Origin of the sequence: Buchnera aphidicola (Mindarus keteleerifoliae) (assembly GCF_039392895.1) — a bacterium.
GTDB lineage: Bacteria > Pseudomonadota > Gammaproteobacteria > Enterobacterales > Enterobacteriaceae > Buchnera_A > Buchnera_A aphidicola_A.
In genome coordinates this window covers 68,601-84,558 of sequence record NZ_CP135027.1, presented here as the reverse complement: position 1 = coordinate 84,558, position 15,958 = coordinate 68,601, and the positions used below count along the sequence as shown (strand labels likewise).

The following is a 15,958-nucleotide window of genomic DNA, read 5'->3' as shown; positions in this document are numbered from 1 at the left end:
ATAAATAAATTTAATAATCGAAATAAATCTTGAAAAAAATATTTTTTTTAACTAAAACTTTTTGGAAAATGTTTTTTCTAATTTTTCTTGATCTTCCGAAAATTTTCGAATTCCCTCAGACAATTTTTCAACAGCCATAGGGTCTTCATTATGATCCCATCTAAACTCAGATTCTGATAGAATACTACTATCTTTACAGTATTTTTTTTCATCTTTCAAAATTTGTTCAACATTCCCTGGTTTAATTTCTAATTCTTTTAACAATTCAGGGGAAATCGTCAAACAATCGCATCCTGCTAACGCTAATATCTGTTCGATTCTTCTGAAACTAGCTCCCATAACGATTGTTTTATAATTATTTTCTTTATAATATTTATAAATTTTTTTAACAGACTTTACTCCTGGATCATTTTCAACTAAATATGTTTTAGTAGGAAATTTTGATTGATACCAATCGTAGATTCTTCCTACAAAAGGAGAAATTAAAAATACTTCAGCTTCTGCACATGCTCTAGCTTGAGCAAATGAAAATAATAAAGTTAAATTACAATTAATATTATCTTTCTTTAGTTCTTTAGCAGCACAAATACATTCCCAAGTAGCTGCTACTTTAATTAAAATTTTAGATCGTTCGATACCTTCTTCTTCATACATTCTTATAATCGAATGTGCTTTTTCAATACATTGATCTTTATTAAAAGATAATCTAGCATCTATTTCAGTCGAAATTTTTCCAGGTATATATTTTAATATTTCAGCACCTATTAAAACTGAAATTTTTTCACTAGCATTAACAACTTTCTTTTGATAATTTCCTCCTTTTAATTTAGCATATTTCAAAGCTGAAATAATAAGATGTTGATAAGCATGTAAATTAATTGCTCGTAAAATAAGAGTTGGATTAGTAGTTGCATCTTTAGGTTGATATTTTTTAATAAATTTAATATCTCCTGTATCTGCTACAACAGTTGTAATTTTTTTTAAACTTCGTAATTGATTCATTATGAATAAAAACCTCTTTTAGAATTAAATATAAATTTAAAAAAATAATGAATTTTATTAAATATTTTTTAGTATTTAGTTTCATTTAATTTTTTTAAAGATTAAGAAAAAAATTTTTTATAATTAATGATGCGTTAGTACCTCCAAATCCAAAGCTATTTGACATAATAGTATTAACTCTAGAATTTATAAAATTTTGTACTATCGGAAATTTTTTAGCATTAGGATCCAAGTTAAAAATATTAATACTTGGTACAATAAATCCGTATTTTAACATTAAAATAGAATAAATTAATTCATGTACACCTGAAGATCCCAATGAATGACCAGTTAAACTCTTTGTAGAGGAAATAAATGGAATTTTTTTTTTAAATATTTGCTCGATAGCAATTAGTTCAGATATATCTCCTACTTTAGTAGAAGTAGCGTGTGTATTTAAATAATCTATTGGATAATTTATTTCATTTAATGCTAGTTTCATACATTGAAAAATTCCTTTAACTGAAGGTTTCACCATATTTTTTCCATCTGAACTAAAACCATACCCTACTATTTCAGCATATATTTTTGCATTTCTAGATATAGCATGATTTAATTCTTCTAGCACTAAAATACCAGACCCTTCAGATATAACAAAACCATCTCTGTCAAAATCATAAGCTCTAGAAGCTTCTTTAGGATTATGGTTTCTTTTTTTAGATAGCACTCTCATTGCATCAAATTTTAATATCAATTCTTTATTTAATGACTCTGATCCACCCGAAAAAATAATATCTTGCTTACCACATTTAATCAATTCATAAGCGTTTCCTATACAATGAGCTGAACTAGCACAAGCAGAACTGATCGAATAACTGATTCCATAAATATTAAAAAAAGTAGAAAGACAAGAAGAAATATTCGATGTCATTGTTTGTATTAAAGAATAAGTACTAAATTTTTTTTTTTGTTTTGTTATTTTTTTATTTTTGAATAAATTAAATTTAGAAAAAAAATTTATAGAAGAACCTACAATAATTCCTACACGAGGATTTCGTTGAAAAACATTTTCTTTTAAGTTAGCATCTTTAATAGCTTCCAACATTGTTAAATAAGCATATGCTGAAGAAAAATTCATAAATCGAATTTTTTTATTACAAATTTTACTTAAAATATCCATATTATTTTTTATATTACCGAAGATTTGACTTTGAGCACCTATTTTTTTCATAAAATTAGAAAATACTATGCCTGAACTTTGTTTTTTTAACGAAATCAATACATCTTTACTATTATTTCCTATACTAGAAATAATACCTAACCCCGTAATAACAACTCTTTTCACGTAAAATATACCTTATAGTAAATATATGTCTATACATAATCAAAAAAATAAATGAGTATTTTAAAGTTTTTTTATAAAAACTTTTAAATTATTTTATAATTTAAAATACTTATAAAAAAAATACTTTTATGCATAAAATTAAAAAAAATTATATATACATTCAAAATACCCTAATTTTACTTAAAATTATCTTTTTATTCCTTTAAATAGAAAAGCTATTTTAAAAAATAAAATCAATTCAAAAATATTAATTTTTAATTGTTTATGATAGAATTAAATTCTTTAAATAAATCTTTATACTTCTTATTTTATAAAAAAATCTTAAGCTTAAAACTAACTAGTAAAAACCAAATTTGTAATAAACATATTTTTTAAAAAGAAGTTGACTGAATAGTCGCTGCTGATTTAATTTAAATGATCAGGAGAGGAAAGTCCGGGCTCCAAAAGGGCTAAAAGTGCCAGGTAACGCCTGGGAGGTGTAAACCTACGAATAGTGCAACAGAAAAAAACCTCCAATTTTTTTAAATGTTAAAAATTTGGGAAGGGTGAAAAGGTGAGGTAAGAGCTTACCGCAAGATTAGTAATAATTTTGGCAGTGTAAACTCCACTTGGAGCAAAGCTAAACAAGGTAAATAATTATTTTAGCCCTTACTTAAAAACCTGGGTAAGCTGCTCGAACTAATAAGTGATTATTAGTCTAGATAAATGACTATTTAAAACAAAACCCGGCTTATAGGTCAACTTCTATAATTTAAATAATCATGTTATAAATGAAGATAAACACAAAACATTTCTATTAACTTCCTGATATTTGAATGTTTGATACAAGAACCGAACCACATTGTATGCTATTTCGTTTATCAATATCGTCGTTACTTATTCCTTCTATATTAAGAAATAAATTTTTTAAATTTCCAGAAATAGTAATTTCATTTACAGGATATTGAATCTCACCATTTGAAACCCAAAATCCTACAGCACCATAAGAGAAATCTCCTGTTATCAAATTGGTTCCGCTTCCTAATAATTCAGTTATTAAAAGTCCTGAATTCATCATTTTGAGTAATTCTTTAAAATTTAATTTTAAAGTTGAACAAATTTTCCAATTATGAATTCCTCCCGAATTTCCAGTACTTAATTTTCCTAATCTTCTTCCTGAATAACTATTTAATAACCATGTATTTAATATTCCATTTTCAATAATATACTGAAATTTAGTTTTTACCCCCTCATCATCAAACGGTTTAGATGCAATTCCTTTTTTTAAATTTGGATCTTCTTGAATATTTAACCAATGAGGAAATATTTTTTTTCCTAAATAATTTAACAAAAACGTTGAATTTTTATATACATTTATTCCTTTAATTGCCTCAGAAAAATGAAAAAAAATACTAGCTGCTACATCAGGATTCAATATAACCGAAGATTTTATTGTTTTGATTTTGATAGGGGATAATCTAGATAAAGCCTTTTCTGCACTTTTTTTACCTATCCAAATTGGATTTTGAATTTCTTTCATATCTCGAACATAAGAATATTCATAATCTCTTTGCATATCAAATTTGTCTTTTGCAACCACGCAACTAGATAAAGAATATTGACTTGTATGATACGCTTGAATCATATTGTGCGTATTACCAAATACTTTTGTAGTAATACAAGCATTGAAAGAAATTCCTTCTGTATTTATAATTCTTTTATCAAAATTGAAAGCTGCTTCTTCGGCTAATTTTAAAAAATTTTTTACTTTATCTAATTCAAAAATCCAAGGATAAAATAAATCTATCTTTTCCATTTTAAACGCTAATAACTCTATTTCAGGTAAACTAGAAAAAGGATCTGAATTTGTATTCTTTGAAATGCTAATCGCACCTTCAATAATCTTTTTTATTCCATTCATACTTAAATCAGAAGAAGAAGCAGTCCCTGTTTTATTATTATTAAAAACCGTAACAGTTAAACTTGATCCATTATGAAATTCTATGTTTTCTATTTTTCCAAATCTTAAATTCATAGTAATACCAGTACTTTTTAAAATTGTTATTTCAGAACCATCTATTCTATTTCTAACAAGATTTAAAATTGTTCTTATTCTGTTTTTAAATAACGATTCTTCTACTTTTGTTGAATGAAAAATATTCATAAAGAATTCCTTTTATTAAAAATAATTAAAATAATTCATTTTTAGAATTTTTTGTTCTTTTAAAAAACTTTAACAAATATTTTTTATCGATGCTAGAATTTTAATTCTTTAATTTCAAAATTAATTTTTTATTAAATAAAAAAATTTATTTAGTTTAAGAATCAAAAAATAAAAAAATTGTTTTTTTTTCATTTTTTTTGTTATTATAAATAATAATTTAAACACATATAAAAATTAAATAAAGATTAAGAAAAATTATGAATTTAAATATAATTCCATCCGGAAAAAAAATTCCTGAAAACATTTATGTTATTATTGAAATATCTTCTAATTCAAACCCTATAAAATATGAAGTAAATAAAAAAACAGGAGTTCTTTTTGTAGATCGATTTATTCCAACTCCAATGTTTTATCCATGTAATTATGGATATATCAATAAAACAAAATCCGAAGATGGAGACCCTTTAGACGTTTTAATACCTTCACCTTACCCAATTTTAGAAGGTTCGGTTATTTTGTGTCGTCCTGTAGGGTTGCTTAAAATGATAGATGAAAACGGAAAAGATAATAAAATTATAGCTGTTCCTCATGAACATATCACAGATATTTATAACAATATAAAAGACGTAGATGATATTTCTAAAGATTTAAAATCAAAAATTACACATTTTTTTTTACATTATAAAGATCTTGAACCAGGAAAATGGGTAAAAAATATTCAATGGTGTAATCAAAAAGAAGCAAAAAAAGAAATCCTATTTTGTTTAAAATAAAAATTTTTTCTTAAATTAAAAACTAAATAATAGAATTTTTTTTTAATTCTTAACTATTTTCAATATTTTTATATTTTTATTAAGGTAAAACCGAAATGTCTAAAATTTGCAAAATAACAGGAAAAAAACCAATGTCTGGAAATAACCGGTCTCATTCTATGAATGCTACCAAAAGAAAATTTTTACCTAATTTACAATCTCACAGATTCTGGATTAGTAAAGAAAAAAAATTTATAAAACTAAAAATTTCAACAAAAGCTATTCGTTTAATTGACAAAAAAGGTATACAATTTTTTCTTAACAAAAATAAAAAGATATAAAACTTTTTATAAATCATTAAAATAAAAAATTGGAGAAAATCATGGCTAAAAAAATTAGAGAAAAAATAAAATTAGTTTCTTCTAGCGGTTCTGGACATTACTATACCACAACTAAAAATAAAAGATCAAAATTAACAAAATTAGAATTAAAAAAATATGATCCAAAAATAAAAAAACATGTCTTATATACTGAAAAAAAAATAAAAAAATAATTTTTTTGCTAGAAATTATAGCTGATTCAATAAATTAAAAAAATATTCGTTAAATTTAAATGACATTATAGATACAATATAATATATCATTAAAATACCTACTAATAATATGATAGGAATTCCAATTGAAAAAACAGATAACTGATAACAAATACGATTTAAAATAGAAATTATTATATTTACTAATAATAAACATATTACTATTGGAAAAATAAACATTAAACTTTCTAACAAAATTGCATTAAAAAAAACAACTAAATTAAAAAATATTCTTTTTGAAAAAAAAATGTTTTGTATAGGAAAAAACTGAAAACTTTTAACAATTAAATTTATTATTATAATATGACCATTAAATGAAAAAAATAAAAAACTTGTAAATAAATTCATAAATCTTGAAATAACCAAACTATTTAAGTTTGAATTAAAATCAAACATAGCAGAGAAAGATAGTCCCATTTGTATACTTATGATTTCTCCTGCTATTTTAGAAACTGAAAAAATTAAATTTAAAACATGACTTATCATCATTCCTATGACAATTTGTTCTAATATAATTAAAAAACTTTTTAACGAAAAAAAAACAATATCTTCAGAAAATTGGCCTGATTTCAAGATAAAACTAGTTAATATTGAAAACAAAAATTTAGTTTTATAACTTATAATTCTATTATTCAATACTGAAACAGTCATAATAAATGAATAAATTCTAATTACAGAATAAATATAAAAATTTAGATCTTGTAAAAAATTATATAAATTGTCATCTAACATTTTTAATTATTCAACTGAAAACCATTGAACAAAAAATAAAAAAATTCTTTAATTATTCTTAACATCCAAGGTCCTAAAAAAAATAAAGTTATAATAACCGAAATCATCTTAGGTATAAAAGATAACGTTTGTTCATTAATTTGAGTTACAGCTTGAAAAACCCCAACTACCAAACCCGTTATTAACGATACTAATAATAACGGTAAAGATAACATTAATGTTACTTTTAAAGCTTCTTTAAAAATTGTTACAACATATTCAGAAGACATATAATTCCTTTTTTTAATAATTTTATTTTGTAAAAATTTTGCATTAAAAATATAGTAAAAATTAAATATGAAAACTATTTGATAATGAAAAAACTAACAATTGCCAACCATCAACTAAAACAAATAACATTAATTTCAATGGTAGGGAAATAGTTGATGGAGGAACCATCATCATGCCTAATGACATTAGAACACTAGCTACTACTAAATCTACTATTAAAAAAGGAATAAAAATAGTAAACCCAATTTGAAAAGCAGCTTTTAATTCACTTATAATAAAAGAAGGTAATAAAATATTCATAGGAACATCTATTTTTTTTTGAAAAGTAAATTCATGAGAAAGATTAGAAAAAGCAATAAGATCAGATTCTTTCACTTGATTTAACATAAATTTTTTAAAAGGATTTATACTTTTTTCTATAGTTTCCTTTATTGTGATTTTATTTTCTGAAAAAGGAACGTACCCTATTTTATAAGATTCATTCAAAACCGGAGACATAATAAAAAAAGTTAAAAAAAGTGAAAGACCTACTATTATTTGATTAGAAGGAGAATTTGGTATTCCTAAAGCATTTCTTAATAAACTGAAAACTATGATAATTCTTGTAAAACTAGTCATCATTAATAAAAATGCCGGTAAAAATGTTAATAAAGCTATCAATATGAATGTTTTAAGAGAAGACGGAAAATATTCATACTTATTATTCAATATATCATTAAAAAATGAACTTTGGGTATTTCCATAAGCTGTTGATGAAATAAAACAAGGAAAAAAACAAAATAATTGGAAAATATTAGTTTTTTTAAAAAAAAAATAATTATTTTTTTTTAGCATTTTTATCACCTTGAAGAAATGATTTCTTATTACATATTCGATATTGAGGTAAAATTTTATGTAAACAAGTAATACTTTTTTTGGTTATACCTAATATTAATAATATTTGATTATATTTAATTATTAATATATATTCACTTGGTCCTATAAAAGTTTTAGCAATAATTTGAATATGTTTATTATTTTTAAATTTAAGTATATTTTTAATTTTCAACAAAAATAAAAAAATTATCATTGCTAAAAGCATTAGTACTATTAATAATAAAAAATCTTTAGGTTGAATAATCTTGTTTTGAAAAAACAAATAATTTTCTAATGAATGTATTATTTTTTGCATGAATAACTTACCTAATTTAAATATAAATTTCAAAAAAAAATTAATTTTTTTAATTATTTATTCAATAACTCTTTTTTTAAAAGATGATTTTTAATTTAAAAATCATAATTTTTTAAGTGAAAAAATTTTATATATTAATCTTTCTAACAATCTATTATCTTCATCTTTTATTATGTTAAATAACTAATTTATTAATGTTTTTTGATTAAAATAATGCTTTAAAAAATTTAACTTACTTAAAACTTTTTTAAAAAAATACTGAATTTATGAAAACATTTTTATGAAAATCTTAAAATTATATCTCTAAATATTTTATTCAATAAATATGTTTAACGTTATATTTAAAAAAAATTTTTAATAATTTTTATTCTAATCAAAAACTGAAAGAAGTAAAATTTATGTTGAACTCAACTTCTTAATATTATGAAAAATTCAAATGTAAAAAAACCCATTCAATAAAAAAATATTTTCTTTAATTTAAATTTAATTTTAAAAAAAAATAAAGTTATAAAATCGTTGTTGAAAATCAAATACTAAAAATTTATTTCTTTTTTTATTAATAATTTAAAAAAAAATTCTTTTAGCATTTTTTTAAAAAAAATTATGATCTTTTTCTTATAAGAAAACATAAATTTAATAAAATTAAACAAAGTAAAAAAAGAAATATATATCCTATACTCTTATATTCTAAAAAAAAATTAAATCCATTTAAAGGATGGACCGTTATTTTAGATTCTTTTAAATCATTATTTGAAAATAAAGCACTAACGATATTAATCTGATCGCCTCTTTTCAAGGAATATCCTACAGCACCAGAAATTAATTTTTTTATTTTATTTAAATCAGAATCAGAGATTGATTTTTTTTTATTAAGTCCATTTTTTAAATAATTAATAACTACTCCTATTGATAATTTCTTAATTTTTCCAGTGCTTACTCTAATATGTGATATTGAACGATTTAATTCATAATTAATAATTTTATTATTAAAATCACGAACATTTAAAAAATTTAAAAAATCAATATTGTTTTTTTTCTGAAAAATAACATTTTTTTCTAATTCTTTTCGACTAAATACATCTTTTTCAGAATTATGTAACGAAAGTTTTCTTGTTGATAAAATTAATTCTTTTAATGCTTCAAGATATTTTGAAATGACTTTTTCGTCAATAGAATTTTCTTCTGATCTAATTGATTGATGACCTTTTTCCAAATTTGGGGAATAACTTTCGTTTGTTCTTTCTTTTTCATTAAAATCTATTTGTGCTGTAACTTCAACTTGTATATTTTTAGACCCAAAAATAGGAATCAAAAGAGACTTTATTTTTTTTTTATATTTAGATTCTATATTTGAAATATATTTATTTTTAAAATCATCAAAAAAACTTAGCTGTGCATTTGAATCATCTAATAATCTTCCAAACTGATCTAATATCATAACTTTTTTGACAGATAACCCTGTTATACTATTCGAAACTAAATTTTTAATAGCATTTATTTGTTCTAAATTCAATGAAAAGTTTGGTTTAAGTTCTAAAAAAACTGATGCTGAAGGTTCTTTTTTTTCTTCCATAAATAAAGAAGATTTAGGCCAAGCTATATGAACTCGAGCATTATTAACCAAAATTAATTTTTGAATAGTTTTAGAGAGTTCTCCTTCCAAGGCGCGTTCATAATTAATTCTTTCATTAAATTGACTAATTCCAAATTTTTGATTATCTAATAATTCAAATCCTACTTCTTTTTTTTCAGAAGAAGAGTTTTTAAACAAAAAATTTTTCGTGTTTTCTAGTTTTTCTGTAGGAACTAATAAACTATTAGAATCTTTTGAAAATCTATACGGAATTTTAGAATCTTCCAACTTATTTATGAAAACTTGTTTTTCTTCATTAGACAAATTTGAATATATTACAGAATATTTAGAAGAATTATTCCACAAAAAAAAAATGATCATTCCTGATAATATTAAAAAAGCAATAAAAAATAAAATCCTATAGTCATTAATTAAATTTTTTGTAATAAAATTTATTTTTTGTCTAATTTTTTGGTACATATCTTGAATATGATTTATTTTCATAAAAATCACCCTATAACTAAACTATTTTTTTTATTTATTCGATTTATTTTTTAGAATCAAGAAAATTTTTCTTATCATTTACCAAAAAAAAGTTGAAAAATTTTTCTTACAAATTATAATCTTGAATAAACTAAAAAATAATTTCAAAAAACAATGTTGATTACAACAAATAACAATTGTGAATCACTTTACACTGATAAAATAAAAAATCTAAAAATAAAAGAAACTATCAAATTTAAAAAATTTATCACCTTTCCTCAAGAAAAAAATAAAAAAATTAATATTAATGAAAAAAATAAATCCAATTTTATAAAAAAGAAAAAAGAAAAGTTATCTTTTAATGATTCTATTATTAAATTAGAAAAATCTGAAATTTCTACTGAAGCAGCAATGAGAATTGCCAACAAATTAATCTTAATTTATCAAGAAATTATGAATTTACAATTATAAATTGTTAATTAAAAATTTTTTTTATCAAGTAGTTTAACTACTGTATTAAAAATAATTATAATTAATTTTATTTTGGAACTAACTGGAATCGAACCAGCAACCTTTTGCATGCCATGCAAATGCTCTAACCAATTGAGCTATAGTCCCTTTTTTATGAAATCAAATATAAATAATATTAAAAGTAATAATGATTATTTCAATTTATTAATTCTAATCCTTTTTTAATTCTTAATGACACTTTTTTTCTTCCTAAAAGAAAAACTATTACATTTATAGGAAAAGAACTATCTTTTCCTATTAAAATTATTCTTAAAGGAATAGCTAAATCTTTAAAATTTATTTTAAATTTTTCTAAGATTTTTTTTGAAATCAAAGAAATTTCTTTAACATTCCATTTTTTAACAGAATTTATTTTTTTGAAAAAATAAAGTAAAATTTCTTTCGTATTTACAAAAAAATATTTCTTATATATATTTTTAATAACAATGTGCTCTTCATAAAAAAAACTACAGGCTAAAGCCATATCTTTTATTGTATCAAATCTAAATCTTAAAAATTGAATTAAATCTTTCAAACGAGGATTATTATCTAAATTTACTTTCATAATTGAAAATTGTTTTTTTAAAATATCTTCCAAATAATCTACCGACGCATTTCTTATATAAAAACGATTATACCAAGATAATTTTTCTATATCAAATGTACTAGATGAAGTACTAATATCCTTTAAATTAAAAATTTTTTTCACCTCTTCTATAGAAAAAATTTCTTTATCTCCATTAGACCAACCTAATCTAAGCATATAATTTACTAATGAATCAGGTAAAAACCCTTTCTTATTATACTCTATGATATCTATCAAATTATCTCTTTTTGAAATTTTTTTCCCTTTTTTATCAACTATTAGGGGTAAATGCGCATAAACAGGGATATCGGCTCCTAAAGATTTTAGAATATTTATTTGTCGAGGAGTATTATTAATATGATCTTCTCCTCTAATTATATGAGAGATTTTCATGTCTCGATCATCTATAACGACACAAAAATTATATGTTGGCATACCATCTACACGCTGAATAATAAGATCATCCAACTCCTTATTTTGAAATATTATTTTTCCTTTTATTTGATCATCAACTATTACAGAACCTTCTAATGGATTACAAAATCTAACAACATATGATCGATTATCTTCATATAATTGTTTTATTTTTCTGCATCTTCGATCATATTTAGGTTTTTCTTTTTTTAACATTTTAGATTTTCTAAGAACTTCTAATCTTTCCTTTGAACAATAACATTTGTATGCCATTTTATTTAAAATCATTGATTTTATAATTCTTTGATAATAAGACAATTTATCAACTTGAAAAAATGGACCTTCATCCCATTTTATACCTAACCAAATTAAACCTTCTGTAATGGACTTAATTGCTTTTGACGATGATCTTTTAACATCTGTATCTTCTATTCTTAAAATAAAGGATCCTTTATGTCTTTTAGCAAACAGCCAAGAATACAACGCTGTTCTAGCTCCTCCAATATGTAAAAGTCCTGTCGGGCTAGGAGCAAACCTTGTTCTTATTTTCATAATACTATCCTCAAAAAAAACAAAATATAAAAAATTTTTCTACATTTTTTAAAAAATTTACATCATTTTAAAAAGTATGTACATATATAAAATTACTATATCTAAAATAATCATTGACTCATTTTTTTTTGCATTTATAATAGTCTTATTGGGTGATTAGCTCAGTTGGTAGAGCGCCTCCTTTACACGGAGGATGTCGGCAGTTCGAATCTGTCATCACCTATTATTAAATTAACAATTAAAATATCAACTTATTAAAAATGGGTCGTTAGCTCAGTTGGTAGAGCAGTTGACTTTTAATCAATTGGTCGCAGGTTCAAATCCTGCACGACCCAAAAAATATAAAATTATTAAAAATATTTTTTCAACTCCAAATACAACTCATTTTCATCAATTCTTTTAATATTCATGATTTCAGATTGAACTATTTTCCTACCTGGTTTTTTTCCAAAAATTAAAAAATCGGTTTTCTTTGACAAACATTTATTTACCTTAGCGCCTAAAAGAATTAATTTATTTTCTATCCAAATTCTTTTGTATAATTTGAATTTACCAGTAAGAACAATTTTCTTATTAAAAAAAATAGAACCCTTAAAACTTTTATTACTTATATCTATAAGACTCTCTTCTTTTACGAATGATAAATGTTCTAGTAAACTAAAAATCAAATTTCTATTTGCTTGATTTTGCATAAAACTATATATATTTAAAGAAATTTCTAAACCTATATTTTTTATGAATTTGAAATCTTCTAAACTAGAAATCAGAATTTTTTTTATAGATTTAAAATGAAAAGAAACTCTTTTAGCTGTTACTATTCCCACATCAAAAATTCCTAAACCATACAAAAAACGAGATAAGGTTGTTTTTTTAGATTTTGAAATACTCAAAATAAGTTTATTTGCAGATCTTTTTCCAAAATTTTTTATTTTCGATAAAATATTAACATCCAAAAAAAAGAAATCCGAAATATTTTTAATAATTTCGGAATTAAAAAGAATATCTATGGTCCGATATCCTAATCCAGTAACATTCAATGCATCTTTTGAAAAAAAATGAAAAACTGATTTCTTAAATTGTGCTAAACATTTCATCCCTCCAATGCAATAAGATAAACCTTGTTTATTTAATTTTCTAATTTTTGCATCGCAAATAGGACAATTTTTAGGAAAAATTATTTTTTTACAATTTTTTGTTCTACATTTAAACAACACATTTACTATTTTAGGAATTACATCCCCTGAACGACAAACGGTTATTTGATCATTTATATGTAAATCAAATTTTTTAATTTGATTTTCATTATATAAAGAAACATTTTTAATCAACACATTTGAAAGATATATAGGTTTTATTTTTGCTACAGGTGTAATCACTCCCGTTCTTCCTACTTTGAAATCAACACCAATTAATGTAGTATTTTGCTCTTCTGCTGGAAATTTAAATGCTATAGCCCATTTTGGAAACTTTCTTGTATTTCCTAACAAATTCTGAAAAGATAATGAATTAATTTTTATTACGATTCCATCAACACCAAAATCTAATAGTTTTCTATTTTTATTATTAAAATCATAATAAGAAAAAATTTCTGAAATCGTAGAACATAATTTCATTTCATTAATAGGTATTCCCCAAATTTTGAACAAATTTAATCTTTCATAATGAGTTTTGGTTTCTTTTTCTCCTTTGTAAACACCATATCCATGACACAAAAACGTCAAATTTCTTTCTGTAATAACAGAAGAACTGAGTTGTCTTAAAGAACCTGCTGCGGCATTCCTTGGATTAGAAAAAATTTTTTGATTGTTTAATAACATTTTTTTATTCAATTCTAAAAAACTTTTTAAAGGAATAAAAACCTCCCCTCTTATTTCTATTCTTTTAGGTATGTTTTTTCCCGACAATTTTTTAGGTATAGACTTAATCTTTTTCGCATTTTGTGTAACATCTTCTCCATATGTTCCATTTCCTCTCGTAGTTGCCCATTTGAGAACACCATTCTCATACATTATATTTAATGCTAAACCATCTAATTTTAACTCACAACAAAAAAAATCTTTTCTATTTAAATATTTTGTATCTATACTTTTTATTTTCTGTATAAACGATAAAAATTCCTTCTTATTATAAACATTTTCCAATGAAAGCATTGGAAAAATATGTCTAATAGGTTTAAAAGTTGATAATAACGGGCCTCCTATTTTTGAAGTTACACTCTCTTTATCTTTTAAAAAATTATACTTTTTTTCTAAAAAGCACAATTTTTTTACTAAAAAATCATACTTTACGTCAGATATAACTGATTCATTTAATGTATGATATCTATAATTATAAAAGGTAATTTTTTTTTTAACATAGAAATTTCTTCTCTAATTTTTTTCATAAATATCCTTACTTGAAATATATTAAAAAAATTAATGTTTAAAAGAAATTTTAAACATTAATTTTTTTTAATTGATATATTAATTCTAACTTTTATACGTTAGATCGCTTGTTTTCTATTATTTTAATGTTAACATACTCTTTCAATTAAAAAATTTTAAATATAAAAAATTTTTTAAAAAGCCCTAATTTTTATCAAAAAAAATGTCATAAAATTTAATTTTATAAAAAAATTTTTATTAAACATTTTTTAAAAAACAAATACTTATAAAATTTTATTTATAAAAATAATAATTTCTTTTAAAAAAAATTATTAAATTTTTTTTAACTAAATCAAATAAATATTTTTATAAAAATTTTGAAAGAAAATTTGCTAATTTGCATTCTTTTTTAAAAAAAAACGGTAAAATTACGCATTTCAAATAAATATTAAAGATAAACGAAAAATTATGTACGAAACATACGAAAATAACTCTTTAACTATCGGAAAAACTCCTATTGTTAAATTAAATCATATAGGAAATGGAAATATTTTTGCAAAAATAGAATCTAGAAATCCTGGTTTTAGTGTAAAATGTAGAGTTAGCGAAAATATAATCAAAAATGCAGAAAAACGAGGAAAACTTAAAAAAAATCACCATTTAATAGAAGCAACCAGCGGAAATATAGGAATTTCTTTAGCTTGTGTTGCGGCTTCAAAAAATTACAAAATAACTCTGACTATGCCTGAAACTATGTCAAAAGAAAGAATAAATTTACTTAAAATGTTAGGAGCTAATTTAATTTTAACTAATGGAAAACAAGGTATGAAAGGAGCTATTAAAAAATTAAAAGAAATCATTTCATTAAATCCTAAAAAATACTTTCATACAAAACAATTTGAAAATCCTGACAATCCTAAAATACATGAAAAAACTACAGGACCTGAAATTTGGAAAGATATGAAGGGAAAAATAGATATTTTTGTTTCAGGTGTTGGAACTGGAGGTACCATTACAGGGGTAAATCGATTTTTTAATAAAAAAACAAACAAAAAAATATTAAGTATAGCTGTAGAACCAAAAAATTCTCCTATAATTACCAATGTAAAATATAATAAAAATTATCCTATTACTTCTCATAAAATTCAAGGAATTGGAGCAGGATTTATTCCAAAAAATTTAGACTTAAATTTAATCGATAAGATCGTATTAATTAGCGATGAAGAAGCAATAAAATTCGCTCGAAAATTAATGAAAAAAGAAGGAATTTTAGCTGGTATTTCTTCAGGAGCTGCTGTAGCTGCTGCTGTAAAAATTAATCAAAACCCTTTATTTAAAGAAAAAAAAATAGTGGTAATTTTACCTTCTTCAGGAGAAAGATATTTAAGCACTGCTTTATTTGCTTAATTTTTTAAAATAGTTTCAAAAATTTTTGTGTTTAAAATAAAAATTAGCTTTGATAAAAAATCAATCATTAATTCTTTTAAGGAA

Annotated in this window: 15 protein-coding genes, 3 tRNA genes and 1 other RNA gene; 8 read left to right on the top strand and 11 right to left on the bottom strand. The window is 22.6% G+C overall.

Annotated features, from left to right (window positions below; all coding sequences use genetic code 11):
- Positions 1-51: 51 nt before the first annotated feature.
- Positions 52-1,002 (bottom strand): transaldolase, encoded by a 951-nt coding sequence (gene tal, locus RJT62_RS00410; RefSeq protein ID WP_343153800.1) that lies wholly within the window; start codon positions 1,000-1,002, stop codon positions 52-54.
- Between the two features lie 94 nt (positions 1,003-1,096).
- Positions 1,097-2,326, bottom strand: a complete 1,230-nt coding sequence (locus tag RJT62_RS00405; RefSeq protein WP_343153798.1) for a beta-ketoacyl synthase N-terminal-like domain-containing protein — start codon at positions 2,324-2,326, stop codon at positions 1,097-1,099.
- A gap of 378 nt (positions 2,327-2,704) precedes the next feature.
- Between RJT62_RS00405 and rnpB the strand changes: the two genes are divergently transcribed.
- Positions 2,705-3,075, top strand: an RNA gene (gene rnpB, locus RJT62_RS00400) — RNase P RNA component class A.
- A gap of 47 nt (positions 3,076-3,122) precedes the next feature.
- On the opposite strand, the gene pmbA is transcribed toward rnpB, so the two are convergent.
- Positions 3,123-4,469: a metalloprotease PmbA gene (gene pmbA / locus RJT62_RS00395; RefSeq protein WP_343153796.1), complete on the bottom strand. Its 1,347-nt coding sequence runs from the start codon at positions 4,467-4,469 to the stop codon at positions 3,123-3,125.
- Between the two features lie 257 nt (positions 4,470-4,726).
- Here pmbA and ppa point away from each other — a divergent pair, with 257 nt between their 5' ends.
- The 3 genes from ppa to rpmG all read left to right on the top strand — a co-directional run bounded on the left by ppa (position 4,727) and on the right by rpmG (position 5,774).
- Positions 4,727-5,242 carry an inorganic diphosphatase gene (gene ppa / locus RJT62_RS00390; protein WP_343153794.1) on the top strand — a complete coding sequence of 172 codons (516 nt, stop codon included), beginning with the start codon at positions 4,727-4,729 and terminating at the stop codon, positions 5,240-5,242.
- 95 nt (positions 5,243-5,337) lie between these two features.
- A complete protein-coding gene (gene rpmB / locus RJT62_RS00385) occupies positions 5,338-5,562 on the top strand; it encodes a 50S ribosomal protein L28 (protein WP_343153792.1) in 225 nt (74 codons plus the stop codon).
- A gap of 41 nt (positions 5,563-5,603) precedes the next feature.
- Positions 5,604-5,774: a 50S ribosomal protein L33 gene (gene rpmG / locus RJT62_RS00380; protein WP_343153790.1), complete on the top strand. Its 171-nt coding sequence runs from the start codon at positions 5,604-5,606 to the stop codon at positions 5,772-5,774.
- A gap of 15 nt (positions 5,775-5,789) precedes the next feature.
- Here the strand turns inward: rpmG and RJT62_RS00375 are convergent, their stop codons facing one another.
- The 5 genes from RJT62_RS00375 to fliF all read right to left on the bottom strand — a co-directional run bounded on the left by RJT62_RS00375 (position 5,790) and on the right by fliF (position 10,063).
- Positions 5,790-6,545: a flagellar biosynthetic protein FliR gene (locus tag RJT62_RS00375; protein WP_343153788.1), complete on the bottom strand. Its 756-nt coding sequence runs from the start codon at positions 6,543-6,545 to the stop codon at positions 5,790-5,792.
- Positions 6,546-6,547: 2 nt separating this feature from the next.
- Complete coding sequence (gene fliQ, locus RJT62_RS00370; RefSeq protein WP_343153786.1) at positions 6,548-6,814, bottom strand: flagellar biosynthesis protein FliQ; 267 nt, start codon at positions 6,812-6,814, stop codon at positions 6,548-6,550.
- Positions 6,815-6,875: 61 nt separating this feature from the next.
- Complete coding sequence (gene fliP, locus RJT62_RS00365) at positions 6,876-7,649, bottom strand: flagellar type III secretion system pore protein FliP (protein ID WP_343153784.1); 774 nt, start codon at positions 7,647-7,649, stop codon at positions 6,876-6,878.
- Positions 7,633-7,986 (bottom strand): flagellar biosynthetic protein FliO, encoded by a 354-nt coding sequence (locus tag RJT62_RS00360; RefSeq protein ID WP_343153782.1) that lies wholly within the window; start codon positions 7,984-7,986, stop codon positions 7,633-7,635. The genes fliP and RJT62_RS00360 overlap by 17 nt, the downstream gene beginning before the upstream one ends.
- 601 nt (positions 7,987-8,587) lie before the next feature.
- Positions 8,588-10,063 (bottom strand): flagellar basal-body MS-ring/collar protein FliF, encoded by a 1,476-nt coding sequence (fliF, locus tag RJT62_RS00355; protein WP_343153780.1) that lies wholly within the window; start codon positions 10,061-10,063, stop codon positions 8,588-8,590.
- 153 nt (positions 10,064-10,216) lie between these two features.
- On the opposite strand from fliF, the gene RJT62_RS00350 reads away from it, so the two are divergent.
- Positions 10,217-10,513: a flagellar hook-basal body complex protein FliE gene (locus RJT62_RS00350; RefSeq protein WP_343153778.1), complete on the top strand. Its 297-nt coding sequence runs from the start codon at positions 10,217-10,219 to the stop codon at positions 10,511-10,513.
- Between the two features lie 73 nt (positions 10,514-10,586).
- Here the strand turns inward: RJT62_RS00350 and RJT62_RS00345 are convergent.
- Together RJT62_RS00345 and gltX are read right to left on the bottom strand one after the other, a co-directional pair.
- Positions 10,587-10,660, bottom strand: a tRNA-Ala gene (locus RJT62_RS00345).
- 49 nt (positions 10,661-10,709) lie between these two features.
- On the bottom strand, positions 10,710-12,104 hold the full coding sequence (gene gltX / locus RJT62_RS00340; RefSeq protein ID WP_343153776.1) for a glutamate--tRNA ligase: 1,395 nt from the start codon (positions 12,102-12,104) through the stop codon (positions 10,710-10,712).
- A gap of 150 nt (positions 12,105-12,254) precedes the next feature.
- Between gltX and RJT62_RS00335 the strand changes: the two genes are divergently transcribed.
- Both RJT62_RS00335 and RJT62_RS00330 read left to right on the top strand, forming a co-directional pair.
- A tRNA-Val gene (locus tag RJT62_RS00335) sits at positions 12,255-12,327 on the top strand.
- Between the two features lie 39 nt (positions 12,328-12,366).
- Positions 12,367-12,439 (top strand) — tRNA-Lys (locus tag RJT62_RS00330).
- A 15-nt stretch (positions 12,440-12,454) separates the two neighbouring features.
- Here RJT62_RS00330 and ligA read toward each other — a convergent pair.
- Positions 12,455-14,401, bottom strand: a complete 1,947-nt coding sequence (gene ligA, locus RJT62_RS00325; RefSeq protein ID WP_343153976.1) for an NAD-dependent DNA ligase LigA — start codon at positions 14,399-14,401, stop codon at positions 12,455-12,457.
- A 534-nt stretch (positions 14,402-14,935) separates the two neighbouring features.
- Here ligA and cysK point away from each other — a divergent pair.
- Positions 14,936-15,874, top strand: a complete 939-nt coding sequence (cysK, locus tag RJT62_RS00320) for a cysteine synthase A (protein WP_343153774.1) — start codon at positions 14,936-14,938, stop codon at positions 15,872-15,874.
- Positions 15,875-15,958: the final 84 nt, after the last annotated feature.